This window comes from Corallococcus exiguus, from assembly GCF_009909105.1.
Classification (GTDB): domain Bacteria; phylum Myxococcota; class Myxococcia; order Myxococcales; family Myxococcaceae; genus Corallococcus; species Corallococcus exiguus.
In genome coordinates this window covers 184,736-200,649 of record NZ_JAAAPK010000012.1, presented here as the reverse complement: position 1 = coordinate 200,649, position 15,914 = coordinate 184,736, and the positions used below count along the sequence as shown (strand labels likewise).

Genomic DNA, 15,914 nt, shown 5'->3' with positions numbered 1-15,914 from the left:
AACACCCACGCTCAGGGCAACGGCCCCTCCACCAATCGCAACACATCCGCGAGCACTCCCGCCGCCGTTACCGCCGCGCCCGCGCCATACCCTCGAATCACCAGCGGCGTGGGGCTGTACCGTTCCGACAGGAAGCTCAGCGCGTTCTCGCCGCCCTTCACCGCCGCCAGCGGATGCTCCAGCGGCACTGGCACCAATCCCACGCGCACGCCCTCCGGCCCCACGCTGCCCACGTAGCGCAGCACCTTTCCTTCCTTCCGGTGCGCGTCCACCCTCCGCTGGAAGAGCTCATCCGCCTGCGGCAACCGCGCCAGGAACTCCGGCAGCGGTCCCTTCGCGTCGAACTCCTCCGGCAACAGCGACGCCAGCGCCACGTCCTCCAACTCCAGCGACCTCCCCAACTCCCGCGCCAGGATGAGCACCTTGCGCGCCACGTCCGTGCCCTCCAGGTCGTCTCGCGGATCCGGCTCCGTGAAGCCCTTCTCCATCGCCGTACCCACCGCCTTCGACAGCGGCACACCGGCTTCCGTCAGCCCCAGGATGAACGACAGCGAACCGGACAGGATGCCCTCCACCCGGTGCACCGTGTCTCCCGTGCGCAGCATGTTCTTCAACGTGTCGATGACCGGCAGCCCCGCCCCCACGTTCGTCTCGTAGAGGAACTTGCGCTGGTGCCGCACCGCCGTCTCCCGCAGCGCCTTCCAGTGCTCCTGACGCCCCGCATTGGCTTTCTTGTTCGCCGTCACCACATGCAGCCCGGACGCCATCAACGCGGGATAACCCAGCGCCACGTCCTCGCTGCTCGTGCAGTCCACGAAGATGGGCCGGCCCGGACGCCGCGCCTTCGCCCAGGCCCGGAACGTGTCCAGCGTGAATCCAGACTCGCTCGCCTCCAGCCGCGCCTTCCACCCGTCCAGCGCCACGCCCTCCGGCGCCACCAGGCTGTGTCTGCTATTGGCAATGGCACACACCCTCAAATCCAACCCATGCGCCCGCAGCTTCGGCGCCTGTTGATGAATCTGCCGCAACAGCTCCCCGCCCACCGTGCCCACGCCCGCCACCAGCAGCTCCACCACCTCCGTGGTGCCAAAGGCCTTGCGGTGCACGTGTGCCATGGCACGCGGCCCGTCTTCGCGCGAAATCACCGCGGAGATGCTCCGCTCACTCGACCCCTGCGCGATGGCCGCGATGCTGCAATCCACGTCCGCCAGCGCGCTGAAGAACGTCCCCGCCACGCCCACCCGGTGTCGCATCCCGTCTCCCACGATGCTCAACACCGCGAGCCCCGGCTGGTGCTCGATGGGGTCCACCTTCCCCGCCTCGCGCTCCACCTCGAACGCGTCCTCCAGTGCCAGCACCGCCCGCGTGGCCTCCGCCTCCCCCACGCAGAAGCTGATGGAGGACTCGCTGGAGCCCTGCGTAATCAACACCACGGAGATGGATGCCCTCGCCATCGCCTCGAAGACGCGCGCGGCCGTGCCCGGCACGCCCTTCAACCCCGCCCCCGCGATGTTGATGAGCGCGATGTCCGGCAGGAACGACAACCCCCGCACCGGGTGCCGCGACAGTGGCGCCGTGGCCGTCACCCTCGTGCCCGGATGCTCCGGCCGGAAGCTGTTGCACACCCGCACCGGGATGCCCCGCTCCCTCGCGGGCGCAATCGTCTTCGGATGCAGCACCTTCGCTCCGAAGTAGGCCAGCTCCATCGCCTCCTCAAAGCTCACCTCCTCCAGCGCGAACGCCTCCGGCACCAGCCGCGGGTCCGCGCTGAAGATGCCGTCCACGTCCGTCCAGATCTCCAACAGCCGCGCATCCAGCGCCGCCGCCGCCAGCGCCGCCGAGTAGTCCGACCCTCCCCGCCCCAGCGACATCGTCTTGCCGCGCGCATCCCCTCCAAAGAAGCCCGGCATCAACATCAGCCCCGGCCCGCCCTCACGCAGCGTCGCGAACCTCGCGCGAATCTCCTCCACCCGGGGCGTCGCCTGCAGCGGGTCCCCTGAGCACACCAGCGCCTGCCTCGGGTCCACGCTCACGGGCTCCAGGCCCCGCGCCTCCAGCATCGCCGCGAGCAGCAGACACGACGCCCGCTCCCCCAGCCCCGACAGGTGCGCCAGCACCGACGGCGAGCACTCCCGCAGCAACCCCACGCCCTGCAACAGCCCTCGCAGCTCGACGCCAAGCGCCACCAGCCCCTCCGCCAGGGGCCGCGTCTGCGCGGGCTTCAGGTCCACGCTCAGCACCTTCGCGATGGCCGAATGCGTGTCGTCGAACCGGGCGCAGGCCTCCTGCACGGACTCGCCCTCCTGCGCCACCTTCGCCGCCTCCACCAAGAGATTCGTGATGCCCGACACCGCGGACGCCACCACCATCACCCGCTCGGCCTTGCGCGCCTCCTCCACCAGCGCCACCACGCCGCGCATCCGTTCCGCATCTCCGACACTGGTGCCACCGAATTTCATCACGCGCATGACACGGACTCCTTCCGGAACGACGGGACTCGGTGGCTGGGGCGGCACATCGGAAGCGGCGTCATGCGGGTCCTCGGGGGTGACGACTGGCAGGTGGGGCAACGAAAAAGCCCCGCGCTCGGGAGGAGCGCGGGGCCGGGTTCGGAAGGAGGGACCTTCAGGAGGTCCACTTCGGAAGTCAGGCGGTCCGCGCTCCGCGAGGAGTCAGGCCGGTGCGAGTGCAAGTCTCGGTCATCACGGTCTGGACGCGCGCGCCCACGGAGGACGTCGTCCCCTCGTGCCGCTGGCTGTTCCCGCTGCGTCCAACCATGGAGTCCCCATCCTAGCCGCTTCCGCGCTCCAAGGTCAGGGGGCAGGCAACCCATCCCCCGCTCCACGGTCCCCACCGTGGTGCTCGCGGCCAGGGCTGCCGACATTGAGCGTGTGTGAGCTGTCCCACCCCCTTCAGGAGCAACCCATGGCCACCCGCAAGAAGAGCGACACCGCCCACAAGCCCGGCTTCGCCAAGGACCGCGTGGAGCGGGGGCTGGAGGCGGACGACACCAAGCCCCTGTACGCGGACGACGCCAAGCACTCCACCGAGGAGCAGAAGTTCGCCTTCGACAGCGACGCCCCCGTCGGCGGGGATCGCAACAACCCCCAGAGCGTCCTCGATGACGTCGACGACGAGGAGCGCGAGGAGCGCGGCCGCCTCAGGGCCGAAGCCCGCCAGGAAGAGAACGAGCCCACCCGGGAATGAAAAAAACCGGGGCCCCGACACCCACGTCGGGACCCCGGCTTCAACATCTCGAAGTGAAGCGCTGCGCTACTTGGACGCCGGCGTCTCTTCCAGCGTGAGCTTGCCCAGGTTGAGCGGCGTCACCTGCTCCTGGATGACCAGCGGGTCGCCCACGAGCACCACCTGCATGTTGGCCGGGTCCAGGTAGGACTCGGCCACGCGCTGCACCTCCGCGGCGCTGGCCTTCTCCAGTCCCTCCACGGTGCGCTTGAACTCATCCATCGGCCGGCGGTGGAAGTAGAGATTCGCGGCGCTGACACCCAGGCCCTCCACCGTCTCGAAGGCGCCCGGGAACGCGCGGATGAGGCCTTCGCGCGCCGCGGCCAGCTCCTTCTCCGTGATGGGGTTGGACTTGATGCCGGCCAGCTCCTTGATGAACTCGTTGAGGGCCGGACCCGTCACGTCCTTCCGCACGGCCGCGTACGCGGTGAGCGGTCCCACGCCCAGGCGCGTGCCCAGGTGCGCGTTGGCTCCGTAGCTGTAGCCCTTGTCCTCGCGGATGTTCATGTTGAGCCGGCTGCCGAAGAAGCCGCCGAACACCGTGGTGGCCAGCTCCAGCGGGTACTCGTCCGGGTGGCCCGTGGCGAGGCCGGGACGGCCCACCAGCACCACCGTCTGCTCCAGGCCCGGCTTGGGCACCACGCGCACCAGCTGACGCGGAGGCGCGGGCGGCGCGGGCGGCGGCTTGGGCGCCACGGCCCCGCCCTTCCACCCGCCGAAGTACTTCTTCCCCCACTCCATCGCCTGCGGGAGCGTCACGTCGCCGGTCATGATGAGCGCGGCGGCGCGAGGGCCCGTGTTCTTCGTGTAGAAGCTCTTCGCGTCCGCCAGCGTGAGCGACTCCACCGTCTTCGGCGTGCCTCCGGACGTGTGGCCGTACGGGTGGTCCGCGCCGAACACGGCCTGGTAGTAGGCCTGCTGCGCCAGGAAGTTCGGGTCGCCCATGCGGCGCACCAGCTCGCCCAGCTGCTGCTTCTTGCGGCGCTCGAAGGCCTTCGCGTCGAAGGTGGGCCGCAGGACGACGTCCGACAGCAGGCTCATCGCCGCGTCCACGTTGGTCGTGAGCACGCGCGCGCCCACGAAGGCGCCGTCCGGGTCCACCGACAGCGCGGGCGACACGCCCAGGTCCGCGAACGCGTTGTCCAGCGCCACCGTGTCGCGCTTGCCCGCGCCCTCCAGCAGCATGCGGTAGGACAGGTCCGCGATGCCCAGCTTCGCGGCGGGCTCCTGCGACCCGCCCGCGGCGAAGGCGATGCCCACGAACACCAGCGGCAATTCCTTGCGCGTGCTGACGATGACGGTGAGGCCGTTGTCCAGCTTCCCCTGCTCGAAGGTGGGCAGCACCAGCTCCGGCGGCTTGCCGGGCTTGGGCTGCTGGTCGCGGAACGCCTCCGCGTCCGGAGCGGGTGTCTGGGATTGCTGCGCCGTGGGGGGCGTCTCGGTGGGAGGCGTCTCCGCGGGCTTCGTGGTGGCGCAGCCGGCGACGGACAGCGTGAGGAGGGCAGTGAGGATTTGGCGGTGCATGACTAGCGGGCCTCCTTGCCCGGGGTGGAAGACGGCGCGGCCTTGTCGGCGGACGGCACCGCGTGGAGCACGACGCGCGCGTCCGGGCGCAGCACGTCGTTGGCGAACTGCTTCACCGCATCGGGCGTGACGTCCTGGTAGCGCGCCAGGTCCTGCGCGACGTAGCTGGGCTCGCCCACGAACTGGTTGTAGCTCTGGAGCGTGTCGGACTTGCTGCCGGAGCCGCCCACCGCCTGCAGACCCGCCAGCTGGCGCGTGTCATAGCGGGTGCGCGCGCGGACGATCTCCTCCTGCGTGACGCCGTCCTTGCGGACCTCGTCCAGCACCGCGTCGATCTCCTTCTTCAGCGTGTCCGTGGTGACGCCGGGCCGGGCCACCGCCTCGATGGAGAAGACGGACTGCGCGCCCTGGCTCTGCTGCACGGCGTCCACGCTCTGCGCCAGCTGCTTGTCCAGCACCAGCCGGCGGTACAGGCGGCTCGCGCGGCCCGTGCCCAGCGCGGTGGCGAGCACGTCCGCCGTCGCGTCCCCGGGCTTCAGGTACGGGGCGGTGAGCCAGGACATGGTGAGCAGGGGCAGCGTGGCCACCTTCTCGTCGTGGCGGATGACCGTCTCACGCGTGACCTTCACCGGCTTCACGTCCGGACGCTGGGGCCTGGGTCCAGAGGTCAGCGTGCCGAAGTACTTCTCCACCAGCGCCTTGGCCTTCGCGGGGTCGAAGTCGCCCACGATGGCGAGCGTCGCGTTGGAGGGCGCGTACCACTTGCGGAAGAACCCCTTCACGTCATCCACCGTGGCCGCGTCCAGGTCCTTCATGGATCCAATCACGTTGCCGGAGTACGGGTGCGGCGCGGGGAACAGCGCCTGCCACGCCTTCTCCTGCGCCTCGCCGTAGGGGGCCGTCTCCACGCTCTGGCGGCGCTCGTTCTTCACGACCTCCTTCTGCGTATCGAGCTTCTTCTGCGTGAGCGCGTCCAGCAGGAAGCCCATGCGGTCGCTCTCCAACCACAGGGCCGTCTCCAGCAGGTTGCTGGGCACGGTCTCGTAGTAGTTGGTGCGGTCGAAGCTGGTGGTGCCGTTGAGGTCCGTGGCGCCCGCCTGCTCCAGCAGGCCGATGTGCACGTCGTCCGGCACGTGCTTGGAGCCCTGGAACATCATGTGCTCGAAGAGGTGCGCGAACCCGGTGCGGCCCGGTTGCTCGTCGTAGGCACCCACGTGGTACCAGATGTTGACGGCCACCACGGGCAGCTTGCGGTCCACGGAGAAGATGACCTCCATGCCGTTGGGCAGCGTGTACTTCTCATACGGGATGGCCAGGTTTTCGCGGCCGGGCTCCAGCGGCTTCGCCTCGGGGGTCTGAGCGAGCGCCGGAAGCCCCACGAACAGGGCCGCTGCGGCGAGGGCCTTCAATCGGGACAAGGTTCCTCCACGGTTCAGGACGTTCTCTCGCGCGCTTAGCACGCGCCCCGGGGCCTGTAAGCCGGAAGGAGACGGGGTGGGCCCGGGGGTGCCGGGTGTTGCTCGCCGTGCGACACTGCGGCCATGAGCCCGGAGGTGCCCCTCTCCCAGCAGGGCCGCTGCGCGGTCCACCCGGACCTGCCCGCGGGCGGCACCTGTTCCCGCTGCGGGAGCTTCTTCTGCGCGGACTGCGCCACGTCCGTGGCGGGCCTGGGCGTGCGGTTGTATTGCAAGGCCTGCGCGGCGCGCCCGGACGTGAACTACCTGGAGGCCCTGCGCCAGCGCTATTGGGGCCGGCGCGATGACTGGGCGTGGGTGGTGGGAGGCGTGACGCTGCTGCTCTGCGTGGCCACCGCCGCCGCGCTGGCGCAGTGGGGGCTGCGCGCGACGAAGCAGTCGTTGTTCACGCTGCTGCTGCTGTTGCCCGTTCCGGTAGGCGTGGCCTTCTTCCTGGGTCAGCGCTGGGCGCGGCACGCCATGCTGGTCACGCCAGTGGTGATGGCCGTGGTGGCGGATGCCATGAACCGGGATGGGCGCTTCTTCTACTTCCTGTGCGCCATCCCCGGGGTGCTCACGGGGGTGCGGATCCACCGCGATGCGCGCAACCAGCTCTTCTTCCGGCTGCCGGTGTCGCCCGGAGTGCTGAAGGCGCTCTGGGACCAGCGCTTCAACAACCCGATGGCGCATCAGTCCCTGCGGTATGGCTTTGGCTCGGTGCTGATGCCCCTGTTCGCGCCCTTCGCGGTGATTTGCGGCGCGGTGGCGCTCCAACGCGTGGACCCGGCGGCGACCCCGCCCATCGGCCGCCAGGGCCAGGCCATTGCCGGCCTGGTCCTGGGGCTGGTCAGTCCGCTGCTGTGGTGGCTCGTCCTGCTGCCGTGGATGTCCGACCTGATCCACTACTGACCGCGGTGGTCAGAACGGGAGGGCGCTCAGGCCCACCTGGGTGCGCAGGGCCTCCCGCACCCTGTCCCCCGCGCCCTGGCATTCGCCGCTCGCGGCGTCCAGGAGCAGCTCCGAGTCCGTCCGGGGCAGGTCCCCGCTCTGGAAGCAGGCCCTCAGCGGGAGGCCCTTCAACCAGGTGGCCTGGCGGAACGTCACGCGCAGGGAGCCGCCTTCCGCCACCGTGAGGGGATAGGGGACCTCGAAGCCCAGCGCCGTGCCCTCGGGCAGGGTGAGGTTCATGGCCAGGTCAATCGAGCCCTGTTGCAGCCGGGGGTAGGCCCTCAAGCCGCCTTCCCCCAGCACGAAGTCGACCCGCCGGTACTTGCCAGTGGGGATGCGTGGCTCCTTCCAGCCCTCCGAAGGCTCCCCGTCCGGCAGAAAGAAGGAGAAGGGGCCCGCGAGCGTGACCGTATCCGGGCCGTCTTCGGACGAGACGCACCCGGTGCCTTCCTGGAGTTCCTCGCTCACGTCCTCGCAACGCAGCCCTCCGCCCAACTCCAGACGGATGTCCTTCACGGTGACGCCAGCGCCTGCCAGCTGGAATCTCAAGCCGTCATCCGACGTGAGATCGGGGAGCGTGACCGGGTCCGTCATCGCCCGCACCCCCGAGGCCGGGACCGACAGGGAATCTCCCTGGAGGAACGATGGATTGAGCGCGAAGAGCAACCGGGTATGGGGTCCGGTGTCACAGCCGGACAGCCCCAGGGACATCAAAGACAGACACAGCCAATTTGAAGACATGGACATGGGGTTCACCGGTGAGAAGCGAAGAGCAACCGGGTGCTGGTTTCGATGTTTTGTTTCACGCGCTCGGCGGCGCCCGCGCATGCTCCCGTCCCGGTCTCCAGGCGCAGGATGGTGTTGTCCAGGGTCAGGTCGCCCAACGCCAGACAGCTCGCCACGGGGATGCCGTCGAGCCAGGTGGTCAGGTCCAGACTGCCCACCACGACGGTGTCCTCTCCGGAGCCAGCGATGTCAAAGGGCCCTCGTGGCTCGAAGCGCAGGGCCGCGGTGGAGGTGAAGGCCACTGCCAGGAGATGGCGCTTGCCCTCCCAGGTGAAGCTCGCGTCCATGATGAAGCTGGAGAGCTCGGGCTCGCTCTGGCCCAGGCGGGCCTCGATGCGGGAATAGCCTCCTTCAGGGATACGGAGCGGCCCGTTTGGAAGGTTCACCGCGTTCATCCAATTCACAAACAAGGGCTCCCGCACGCTCAGCGTCCCGGGCCTTCCGTCCGCCGCGTCGGTGCAGGTCATCAACGGGGCCAGCTTGCCCTCGGAGTCCGAGCACTCGTGCCCGGACGGCAATTCCAGACGCACGTCGAACAGCGTGGCGTAGGCGCCCTCCACCGTGAACACGAGGCCGTCGTTCGAGCGGAAGGAGGGCGGTGGTAGTGGAGACTCCATCGCCGTCCGCTGGGATGAGGACTCCGCCGTCAGCGGACGCATGTAGGTCGTCGGGTTGATGCCGAAGCGCAGCTCGGTGGTGTCCGAGTCGCTCTTGCAGGCAGACAGACACAGCACGGCGGCAGCAAGGCCGGAGGTACGCAACCAGGGGATGGAGGGCATGTCGGAAGCAATGCGTGAGGGGGAGCGCCTCCGGCCGGGCGTCCCGATGCGCGGACCCCGGAGGGCCCACGAAGCCTCAGCATGCCCGAAGCCAGGGGAAATGGACAGACACCCGCGACGGTAACGCATGCCAGCGGACAGGCCGGTGCCCACGCTGAAGGAGGAACCCCACAGGAGAGACGCCATGGCAACGCAACGAGTGAGCGACGTGATGACATCCGACGTGGAGGTCGTCCGCCCGTCTGATTCCCTGAGGATCGCCGCGGAGAAGATGCGCCTGCTGAACGTGGGACCCATCCCCGTGTGTGACGGCGACCAGTTGGTGGGCATCGTCACGGACCGGGACATCGTCATCCGCGCGGTGGCGCAGGGACTGGACGCCGAGCGCACCCAGGTGGCCCAGGCGATGACCCGGGGAGTGGAGTTCGTCTACGACGACGACGACCTCACCCAGGCGGCCCAGAAGATGAGGGCCTCGCAGATCCGCCGCATCCTGGTGTTGAACCGGGCCAAGCGGCTGGTGGGCATCCTCTCGCTGGGAGATGTCTCGGCGGAGCTCAGCGACCAGGAGAGCGGCAGGACGCTCGAGGAGGTCTCCGCCCCGTCACAGCCTGCACAACCCTGAGGCGGGCTACATGCCGCCGAGCTTCGTCTCCAGCTCCGACAGGTCGCGGTGCACGGCCGCGTCCGTCTCCCGCAGGCCTTCGACCTTGCGCACGGCGGAGATGACGGTGGAGTGGTCCTTGTTGAAGCGCGAGGCGATCTCCGGGAAGGAGCTCTTCGTCAGCTTGCGGCTCAGGTACATGGCCACCTGGCGCGCGTGCGCGAGCGCCTTGTGGCGCCGGTCCTCCTTCAGCGCTTCGACCGTCACCTTGTAGAAGCGGGCCACCTCGCGCTGGATGGCGTCCACGTCCACGGCGCGCTGCGCGGGCAGGATGTCGCGCAGCACCTGGGACGCGAACTCCTCCGTCACCGGCTGCTTGGTGAGGCTGTGCATCGCGGACAGCTTCACGAGCGCGCCTTCCAGTTCACGCACGTTCTTCTGCACGTGCTTGGCGATGAAGTGCGCCACGGGGTCCGGCAGGTCGAGGCCCTCCTGCTCCGCCTTCTTCTGGAGGATGGCGACGCGCGTCTCATAGGAGGGCTCGCGGATGTCCGCCATCAAGCCCATGGCGAAGCGGCTGCGCAGGCGGTCCTCCATGCCGGGCACTTCCGCGGGCACCATGTCGCTGGTGAGCACGATGGCCTTGTTGAGGCCGAAGAGCGTCTCGAAGGTGTAGAAGAACTCCTTCTGCGTCTCCTCGCGCTTGCCCAGGAACTGGATGTCGTCGATGAGCAGCACGTCGCACTCTTCGCGGAACTTCCGGCGGAAGTCCGTCATGCGGTGCTCGCGCACGCTCTCCACGTACTCGTTCGTGAACTGCTCGCTGGAGAGGTAGACGATGCGCTGGGTGGGGTCCTTCTCCCAGATGTGATTGCCCACCGCCTGGAGCAGGTGTGTCTTGCCCAGGCCGGTGCCGCCGTAGATGTAGAGCGGGTTGTAGTTGTGGCCCGGCCGGTGGGCCACGGCCTGCGCGGCGGCGGCGGGGAGCTGGTTGCTGTCCGCGACGACGTAGGTGTCGAAGGTGAAGCGCGGGTTGAGCCGCGCGGGCCGCAGCGAGTTCACCTTGACGATGGGCGTGGGCGGCAGGTCCGCGGACGGCGGGATGCCGACGACGACCTCATAGGCGACGCGGCCCAGGGACGGCTCCAGCCGGGCCAGGTGCGTCTCCAGCATGGCGCGGTAGTGGTCATCCACCCAGTCGCGGAAGAAGCGGTCCGGCACGCCCAGGACCAAGGCGTTCTCGCGCACCTCCATGGGGCGCATCCGCTCCAGCCAGGTGAGGGCGTAGTGCAGCCCCTCCTGACGGATGGCTTCCAGCGTGCGGGTCCAGATGACGCCGGCACTGGGAAGCGAAGGCGAAGGGGCTTGGGCGAGGGCGTTCACTTGGAGGCTCAGGGACGGCGCGGAACGAGGGAACCCGCGGGCGTTCGGCGGTGCTAACACCCGCTCTCCGGCTGATCAAGGAACCGGCCTGTAGCACGGATCAGCGGGGCACCCTGTCGGGTGGGGATGAACACTCCCGGTGGATCCGCATTTTCTCCTCCGGCGCGAGCTGTTCCGCCGGGTTGTGCGAGGTGTGTCGTGGAGCCACCTGAACGGATCCACCGTGGCATGTCAGCATGTCCGCGGGTGGACGTCCGGGTCCCACCCGCTACCTTGGACATGAACGCATGGCCATCACCGAGCGCAGGACTGTATTCGCGACCACCGGGGAGGGACGGACGTTCCTGCTCCGCCGGTACGATCCACCTGGGGAGCCTGCGTCGTACGAGCTCTCCTTGTACGAGGACTACCTCGGCCCCATGCCGAAGGAGTTGCCCCTTCAGGGACTTCCTCCCGAAGGCTTCACCGCGGAGACGGAGGCTCTGGAGCAGGTCCGGCGCAGGCATCCGGAGGTGACCGCGTTCGAGGATGTTCGTCGGGGACGTCACGTGGCCATCGACTTCGTGCGCGCCCTGAAGGTCGGGAGCCTGGAGCCGTTGCGGCCCTCGATGACCTCCGATGAACTGGTGGACCTGCTGGGAGTCCCCGAGGAGGTGATGTCCATATCGAGGGACGCTGGCGCCGTCCTCTGGTTCTACGGCGCCGTGCAGCTATACCTGGAGCACGGTCGGCTCATCTGCCTGGAGATCGACGACGGCGTGGGGGTCTTCACCAGCCTGGAGCTCACAGGCTGGTTCCTGGAGCCGTCGACGACAAGGACGGAACTGGAGGAGGCGCTGAGACTCTGGGGCATCCCCTTCACGCGGAAGACCCACCTGGAGGCCCAGGTCCTCCGAGTGACGGGTGGCTTCCAGTTCGACTTCCACGCGGAGGTCGAACGCATTCACGCGCTCTACTGGAACCACCCGCTCGCGGTTTCCGGATAGCGGAGTCTGCCGCTGGACGGATGGCGAAGGTCCCTCCGTGGCTCTCCCCTACTCCCGGCATCATGGGTGGGGACCCTCGATGACTGGGATCGGCGGGATGTGTGAGGCGCATCGTGGAGTGGGGCTGACGCGCAGGAGAGCGCTGTTCGCGGGGGCCCTGCTGCTGGGCTCGGGATGTCTTCGACGGGGGACGGTGCCTGCTCGCGAAGTGCTGCCTTCGGACACGGGGAAGGCGGACCGCCGCTACCTGGTGAAGGGCGGCGTGGTGATGAGCATGTCCCCGGCGGTGGGGGACTTCGCCCGCGCGGACGTGCTGGTGGAGGGGCGGCGCATCGTGGAGGCGGGGCCGGACGTGAAGGCGCCGGACGCGGCGGTCATCGACGCGGCGGACTGCATCGTGATGCCGGGCGTCATCGACACGCACCACCACCAGTTCGAGACGGCGCTGCGAGGCGCACTGGCGGAAGGGCTGGTGACGGATGACGACCGCGCGCCCGGGGAGCGGAACTACTTCGAGGAGATCATCGGCAAGCTGACGCCCGCGTACCGTTCGGAGGACGTGTATGCCTCCGTGCTGCTGGGATCGCTCAGCCAACTGGACGCAGGCGTCACCACGGTGGTGGACACGTCGCAGGTGATCCACACGCCGGAGCACTCGGACGCGCTGGTGCAGGCTTTGAAGGACGCCGGGCGGCGGGCGGTGTTCGCGTTCGGCACGGGCAAGAAGGGCAACCGCGTACCCGAAGGACCTGCCCCGGCTGAAGCAACAGCACTTCGCGTCCGGTGAGCACGCGCTGGTGACGCTGGTTCACGCCGGGCTTCCGGGACACCTGGGCGCTGGCGCGCGAGGTGGACGTGCTCATCGTGACGCACGTGGTGGGCCGCCGGGGACATGGCGCCGTCCTGGAAGAACTGGGCCGTGAAGGGCTTCTGGGCGAGGACAATGAATACATCCACGTCTCCGGCCTGGAAGGAGATGCGCCGTGGAAGTGGATGAAGGACACAGAGGGAGGGATCTCCATCGCGGCGCCCATCGAGATGACGATGCGGCACGGGATGCCCCCGCTGGAGAAGGTGCTGGCCTTCGGGCTCCAGCCGTCGCTCAGCGTGGATGTGGAGTGCACGATGACCGCGGACTTCTTCACGCAGATGCGGACGGTCTACACGCTGCAGCGAGCGCTGGTGAACGAGCGGGCCCTGCGCGGAGAGAAGGACCTGCCGCCCATGCTCACCTGCCGCGACGTCCTGCGCTTCGCCACGGTGGAGGGCGCGAGGGCAGCGCACTTGTCGAAGCGGGTGGGCACGCTCACGCCGGGCAAGGAAGCGGACCTGATTCTCTTGAGGACGGACGCGCTCAACGTGGCCCCGCTCAACAACGCACTGGGCGCCGTGGTGACGCTCCTGGAGCAGAGCAACGTGGACACCGTCATCGTGGCTGGACAGGTCCGCAAGTGGCGGGGTGCGCTGGTGGGCGTGGACCTGGCGGGCCTGCGTCAGCGTGTCACCGCGTCCCGGGACTTCCTGTTCGAAACATCCGGGGTGCCGCGCCGGTTGTTCTGAAGGGCCCTTGCGGCCTCCGCACGCGTCGGCTCATTCCCGCCCCAGGCCCCAGTTGCGGTCAGGGTCATTGTGGCGATTGTTGGCGTACAGGCTTTCCTTCTGAATCTTCTGGGCCGCTCCATCAGCAGAAACCCACGAGAAGATGACATCGGAGTCGTGACTCTTCCCAGAGTTACTCCAATAGATGAACACGCTCTTGGTCACGAGCAGGCCCCCAATCCTCATTTGGATGGATCCGCCCTGTAACCCATGGTGGCGGATGAATACGCTGTTGAGCAGGCTGTATGTGAAGTCCTGCTCGGTGATGCGTTCTGGCTGATCGATCAAGAGGGCACGTGCCTGCCGGGCCTCTTCATCCTTGCGCATTGCTTCGAGGATCTCCGGAAGAGAATTGGCATACGCCCGGAGCTCTACGGGGTCGCCGAGGCCCGCCTTTTTCTTGCGCAGCTCGAAGAGTCCCGCTTCATACATTCGGATGAGCAGGGACGCACCTGTGGGAGTCACACGATTGTTCCCGAAGCCCTTGGAGCATTCGTACAGGTCCGAAGGCGTGATGAACATCCCAGGACTGGGTTCTCGACGGCGTGGATCAGAAGGCTTGGGAATAGGTGTGCCGTCCGCTCGAACGTAGGATTGCGCCCATGCTTCATTCCGTTTGGAGGCGTCGTAGTACTCGTTGAAGAAGTCGTTTTCGAAATGCTCGAGGGTTTGCTTTGCTAGGCGCGGCTTGACATGGGGCAGCAGCGCGAGCGCCTTCGATAGGAGCATGAGCCGCTCATCAGGGATTCTTGGTGAAGGCGATGTTGGGGAGGACATTTTGGCACCCAAAAAATCCAGCGGAAGGCATGGCACGAAGTCGGTCTCTCGTTCCTACGCCTTGGGTATGCCATGGAGGTCTGACACGCGGATTGGGAGTGCGATCAAGGCACTGACTGTCCGCCGATCTCCGGAAAACGCTCGTAGGCCCACAAGAGTGCTGCCAGGTGCGCACGGTTTCCCAGGTCGAGCGGAGCATCCGTGAGCCGGACCACCCACCCGCCAGTAGCCGTGCGCCGGGCACGTGACAGCAACTCGGCGTCACGTGCAGGGGCCGGGAACCCGAGGGCCTTCGCGGCCTCGGCCGACCAGTAGTTCAGCCAACCCAGGTGGCGTGGAATCTCTGGAGCGGAAATCGCTTCTGGGAGCTTGAGGGCGGGCAGTCCGAGAGGTGGCCTTTCAGGTCCATGTCGCTTCGGACCTGTTTGATCCGCGATGACCTGCATCACGGATGACGGCGCCAGGAGCCCCCAATATGCGCGGATACCCTCCGCGACGTGCTCCAGCACATCCGCTGCCGCCGCGATGCCGGCTGTGTCCTGAGGCAGCTTCGCATGGACCTGGAGTTGAGGTTGTCTGCCCGGACTCGAACTGGCGGATCTGCGCAGCCCGGAAATCGTCACGGGGTAGTCCTCGTCTCCGTTGCAGATGAGTGGAAACTCTCCTCGCGCTGCTGAGGCCGCGAGCCACGCGTCTCGCTGAGATAGCGCGACGGGCTTTCCTTCCTTGGATATCTCCCACGCCAGACGCATGCCGGGCATCGCCCGTTCCATGCCTTCAACGACAGCGAGCGTACGGCCGTCGTCCATCGTTAGAGCCGGCGCATGGACATTCAGGATGAGGCGGTCGCGCGTCGTCATCGTTCGCACCCCGTGACGACGATATCCAACGCGTCGGCAATCTCCTTCAGCGCGGCTTTATGCGCCTCGCTGCTCACGCCTACCACGAAGGCGTAGCCACATTCCCCCGCGATGTCTCGCTCCTCCAGCAGCTCGGCCACCTGGTCCCTGACCACCTGCGCTTGAAGGAAGTCGCTGTACGTGTCGAACTGGTCGGTCTTGATTTCCCACAGCACGCGCACACCGAATTGCAACGCATCGAAGTGCTTGCCGTTCACGAGCACGTCATGGCCGGGGTAGCGATTCGGTGGAATCCTGTCGGCACACCGGTTGTGCGCGTCGTCTCCTCCCCGGTGCTTGACCGGAATGGGCTCGCACCTGGGATGGCGCGTCCGGTCCAAGGCGTCGGGAGGTATCGGGGGCTGCCAGTCCTTCCCGACAGGGTCGGGTTCAAGCTTGGGCTTCCGTTTCGCCACGGTCTCCCGGGGAACGGCCTGCGTTCCTCGCATGGCCCCAGCTTCCTCGGGATAGAGCTGGCGGAACTCGTACGCGTCCAGTCCCTCTTTGATGGCGACCCCCACCACGACAACCCCTGTGATGATGACTGCGCCCATGACGATTTCAGGAGCGACAAGGACACAAACTCCAAGGCCCAGGGTTGCAGCTCCAGCGGAGGCGACCGTGCAACGTCCCGTCGGATCGTGAAACCGGATCCGGTGATGGTCCAGCGCTCCGAAGCAGCGCTCCACCACCACGGACCAAGGCGAAGAAGCCTCCTGGACGACGCATCGTCCCTCATCACTCCAGGGCAGTTTTGACGCCCTATGGAGGTTGGCGACTCTCAAGGAAGAGGTCGTGCGGGCCTTCAGGGGCGTTGAGGGAGCGCACGCCGAGGCTAGGAGCAAAAGCAGGATGCAGGCAGGGAGGCGCATGGCCACGCCCGTTCAACCGGCCAACCACTCGTGGGTCAACAGCGAAGGACCTGGATC

The 15,914-nt window shown here is 67.7% G+C and carries 15 protein-coding genes; 6 read left to right on the top strand and 9 right to left on the bottom strand.

Annotation, left to right across the window (positions count from 1 at the left end; all coding sequences use genetic code 11):
• Positions 1 to 11: 11 nt before the first annotated feature.
• The gene (gene thrA, locus GTZ93_RS35345; protein WP_161663245.1) at positions 12 to 2,468 is read right to left on the bottom strand and encodes a bifunctional aspartate kinase/homoserine dehydrogenase I; all 2,457 of its coding nucleotides are present in this window, start codon (positions 2,466 to 2,468) and stop codon (positions 12 to 14) included.
• A 457-nt stretch (positions 2,469 to 2,925) separates the two neighbouring features.
• On the opposite strand from thrA, the gene GTZ93_RS35340 reads away from it, so the two are divergent.
• Complete coding sequence (locus tag GTZ93_RS35340; RefSeq protein ID WP_120576139.1) at positions 2,926 to 3,207, top strand: hypothetical protein; 282 nt, start codon at positions 2,926 to 2,928, stop codon at positions 3,205 to 3,207.
• 66 nt (positions 3,208 to 3,273) lie between these two features.
• Here the strand turns inward: GTZ93_RS35340 and GTZ93_RS35335 are convergent, their stop codons facing one another.
• On the bottom strand, positions 3,274 to 4,770 hold the full coding sequence (locus GTZ93_RS35335; RefSeq protein ID WP_139917502.1) for a M16 family metallopeptidase: 1,497 nt from the start codon (positions 4,768 to 4,770) through the stop codon (positions 3,274 to 3,276).
• A gap of 2 nt (positions 4,771 to 4,772) precedes the next feature.
• On the bottom strand, positions 4,773 to 6,179 hold the full coding sequence (locus GTZ93_RS35330; protein ID WP_139917508.1) for a M16 family metallopeptidase: 1,407 nt from the start codon (positions 6,177 to 6,179) through the stop codon (positions 4,773 to 4,775).
• Positions 6,180 to 6,323: 144 nt separating this feature from the next.
• On the opposite strand from GTZ93_RS35330, the gene GTZ93_RS35325 reads away from it, so the two are divergent.
• Positions 6,324 to 7,133, top strand: a complete 810-nt coding sequence (locus tag GTZ93_RS35325) for a hypothetical protein (protein ID WP_257979112.1) — start codon at positions 6,324 to 6,326, stop codon at positions 7,131 to 7,133.
• A 9-nt stretch (positions 7,134 to 7,142) separates the two neighbouring features.
• On the opposite strand, the gene GTZ93_RS35320 is transcribed toward GTZ93_RS35325, so the two are convergent.
• Together GTZ93_RS35320 and GTZ93_RS35315 are read right to left on the bottom strand one after the other, a co-directional pair.
• Positions 7,143 to 7,913 carry a hypothetical protein gene (locus GTZ93_RS35320; protein ID WP_222595359.1) on the bottom strand — a complete coding sequence of 257 codons (771 nt, stop codon included), beginning with the start codon at positions 7,911 to 7,913 and terminating at the stop codon, positions 7,143 to 7,145.
• Positions 7,914 to 7,924: 11 nt separating this feature from the next.
• The gene (locus GTZ93_RS35315; protein WP_139917496.1) at positions 7,925 to 8,737 is read right to left on the bottom strand and encodes a hypothetical protein; all 813 of its coding nucleotides are present in this window, start codon (positions 8,735 to 8,737) and stop codon (positions 7,925 to 7,927) included.
• A gap of 184 nt (positions 8,738 to 8,921) precedes the next feature.
• On the opposite strand from GTZ93_RS35315, the gene GTZ93_RS35310 reads away from it, so the two are divergent.
• Positions 8,922 to 9,362, top strand: coding sequence for a CBS domain-containing protein (locus GTZ93_RS35310; RefSeq protein ID WP_139917494.1), 441 nt, complete (start codon positions 8,922 to 8,924; stop codon positions 9,360 to 9,362).
• Between the two features lie 6 nt (positions 9,363 to 9,368).
• Here the strand turns inward: GTZ93_RS35310 and dnaA are convergent, their stop codons facing one another.
• Positions 9,369 to 10,724, bottom strand: coding sequence for a chromosomal replication initiator protein DnaA (gene dnaA, locus GTZ93_RS35305; RefSeq protein WP_120576133.1), 1,356 nt, complete (start codon positions 10,722 to 10,724; stop codon positions 9,369 to 9,371).
• A gap of 287 nt (positions 10,725 to 11,011) precedes the next feature.
• Between dnaA and GTZ93_RS35300 the strand changes: the two genes are divergently transcribed.
• From GTZ93_RS35300 to GTZ93_RS43070, 3 genes are all read left to right on the top strand, one after another.
• On the top strand, positions 11,012 to 11,710 hold the full coding sequence (locus GTZ93_RS35300; protein WP_139917492.1) for a hypothetical protein: 699 nt from the start codon (positions 11,012 to 11,014) through the stop codon (positions 11,708 to 11,710).
• A gap of 79 nt (positions 11,711 to 11,789) precedes the next feature.
• Positions 11,790 to 12,497 carry an amidohydrolase family protein gene (locus GTZ93_RS43075; RefSeq protein WP_139917490.1) on the top strand — a complete coding sequence of 236 codons (708 nt, stop codon included), beginning with the start codon at positions 11,790 to 11,792 and terminating at the stop codon, positions 12,495 to 12,497.
• Positions 12,498 to 12,559: 62 nt separating this feature from the next.
• Positions 12,560 to 13,270 carry an amidohydrolase family protein gene (locus tag GTZ93_RS43070; RefSeq protein WP_257979111.1) on the top strand — a complete coding sequence of 237 codons (711 nt, stop codon included), beginning with the start codon at positions 12,560 to 12,562 and terminating at the stop codon, positions 13,268 to 13,270.
• A 30-nt stretch (positions 13,271 to 13,300) separates the two neighbouring features.
• Here the strand turns inward: GTZ93_RS43070 and GTZ93_RS35285 are convergent, their stop codons facing one another.
• The 3 genes from GTZ93_RS35285 to GTZ93_RS35275 form a co-directional block, all read right to left on the bottom strand.
• The gene (locus GTZ93_RS35285) at positions 13,301 to 14,038 is read right to left on the bottom strand and encodes a hypothetical protein (RefSeq protein WP_139917486.1); all 738 of its coding nucleotides are present in this window, start codon (positions 14,036 to 14,038) and stop codon (positions 13,301 to 13,303) included.
• 152 nt (positions 14,039 to 14,190) lie between these two features.
• Entirely contained in the window at positions 14,191 to 14,946 is a 756-nt protein-coding gene (locus tag GTZ93_RS35280) for a DUF5953 family protein (RefSeq protein ID WP_139917485.1), read from the bottom strand.
• Positions 14,943 to 15,539: a DUF6310 domain-containing protein gene (locus GTZ93_RS35275; RefSeq protein ID WP_306464184.1), complete on the bottom strand. Its 597-nt coding sequence runs from the start codon at positions 15,537 to 15,539 to the stop codon at positions 14,943 to 14,945. Before GTZ93_RS35275 ends, GTZ93_RS35280 begins: the two co-directional genes overlap by 4 nt.
• Positions 15,540 to 15,914: the final 375 nt, after the last annotated feature.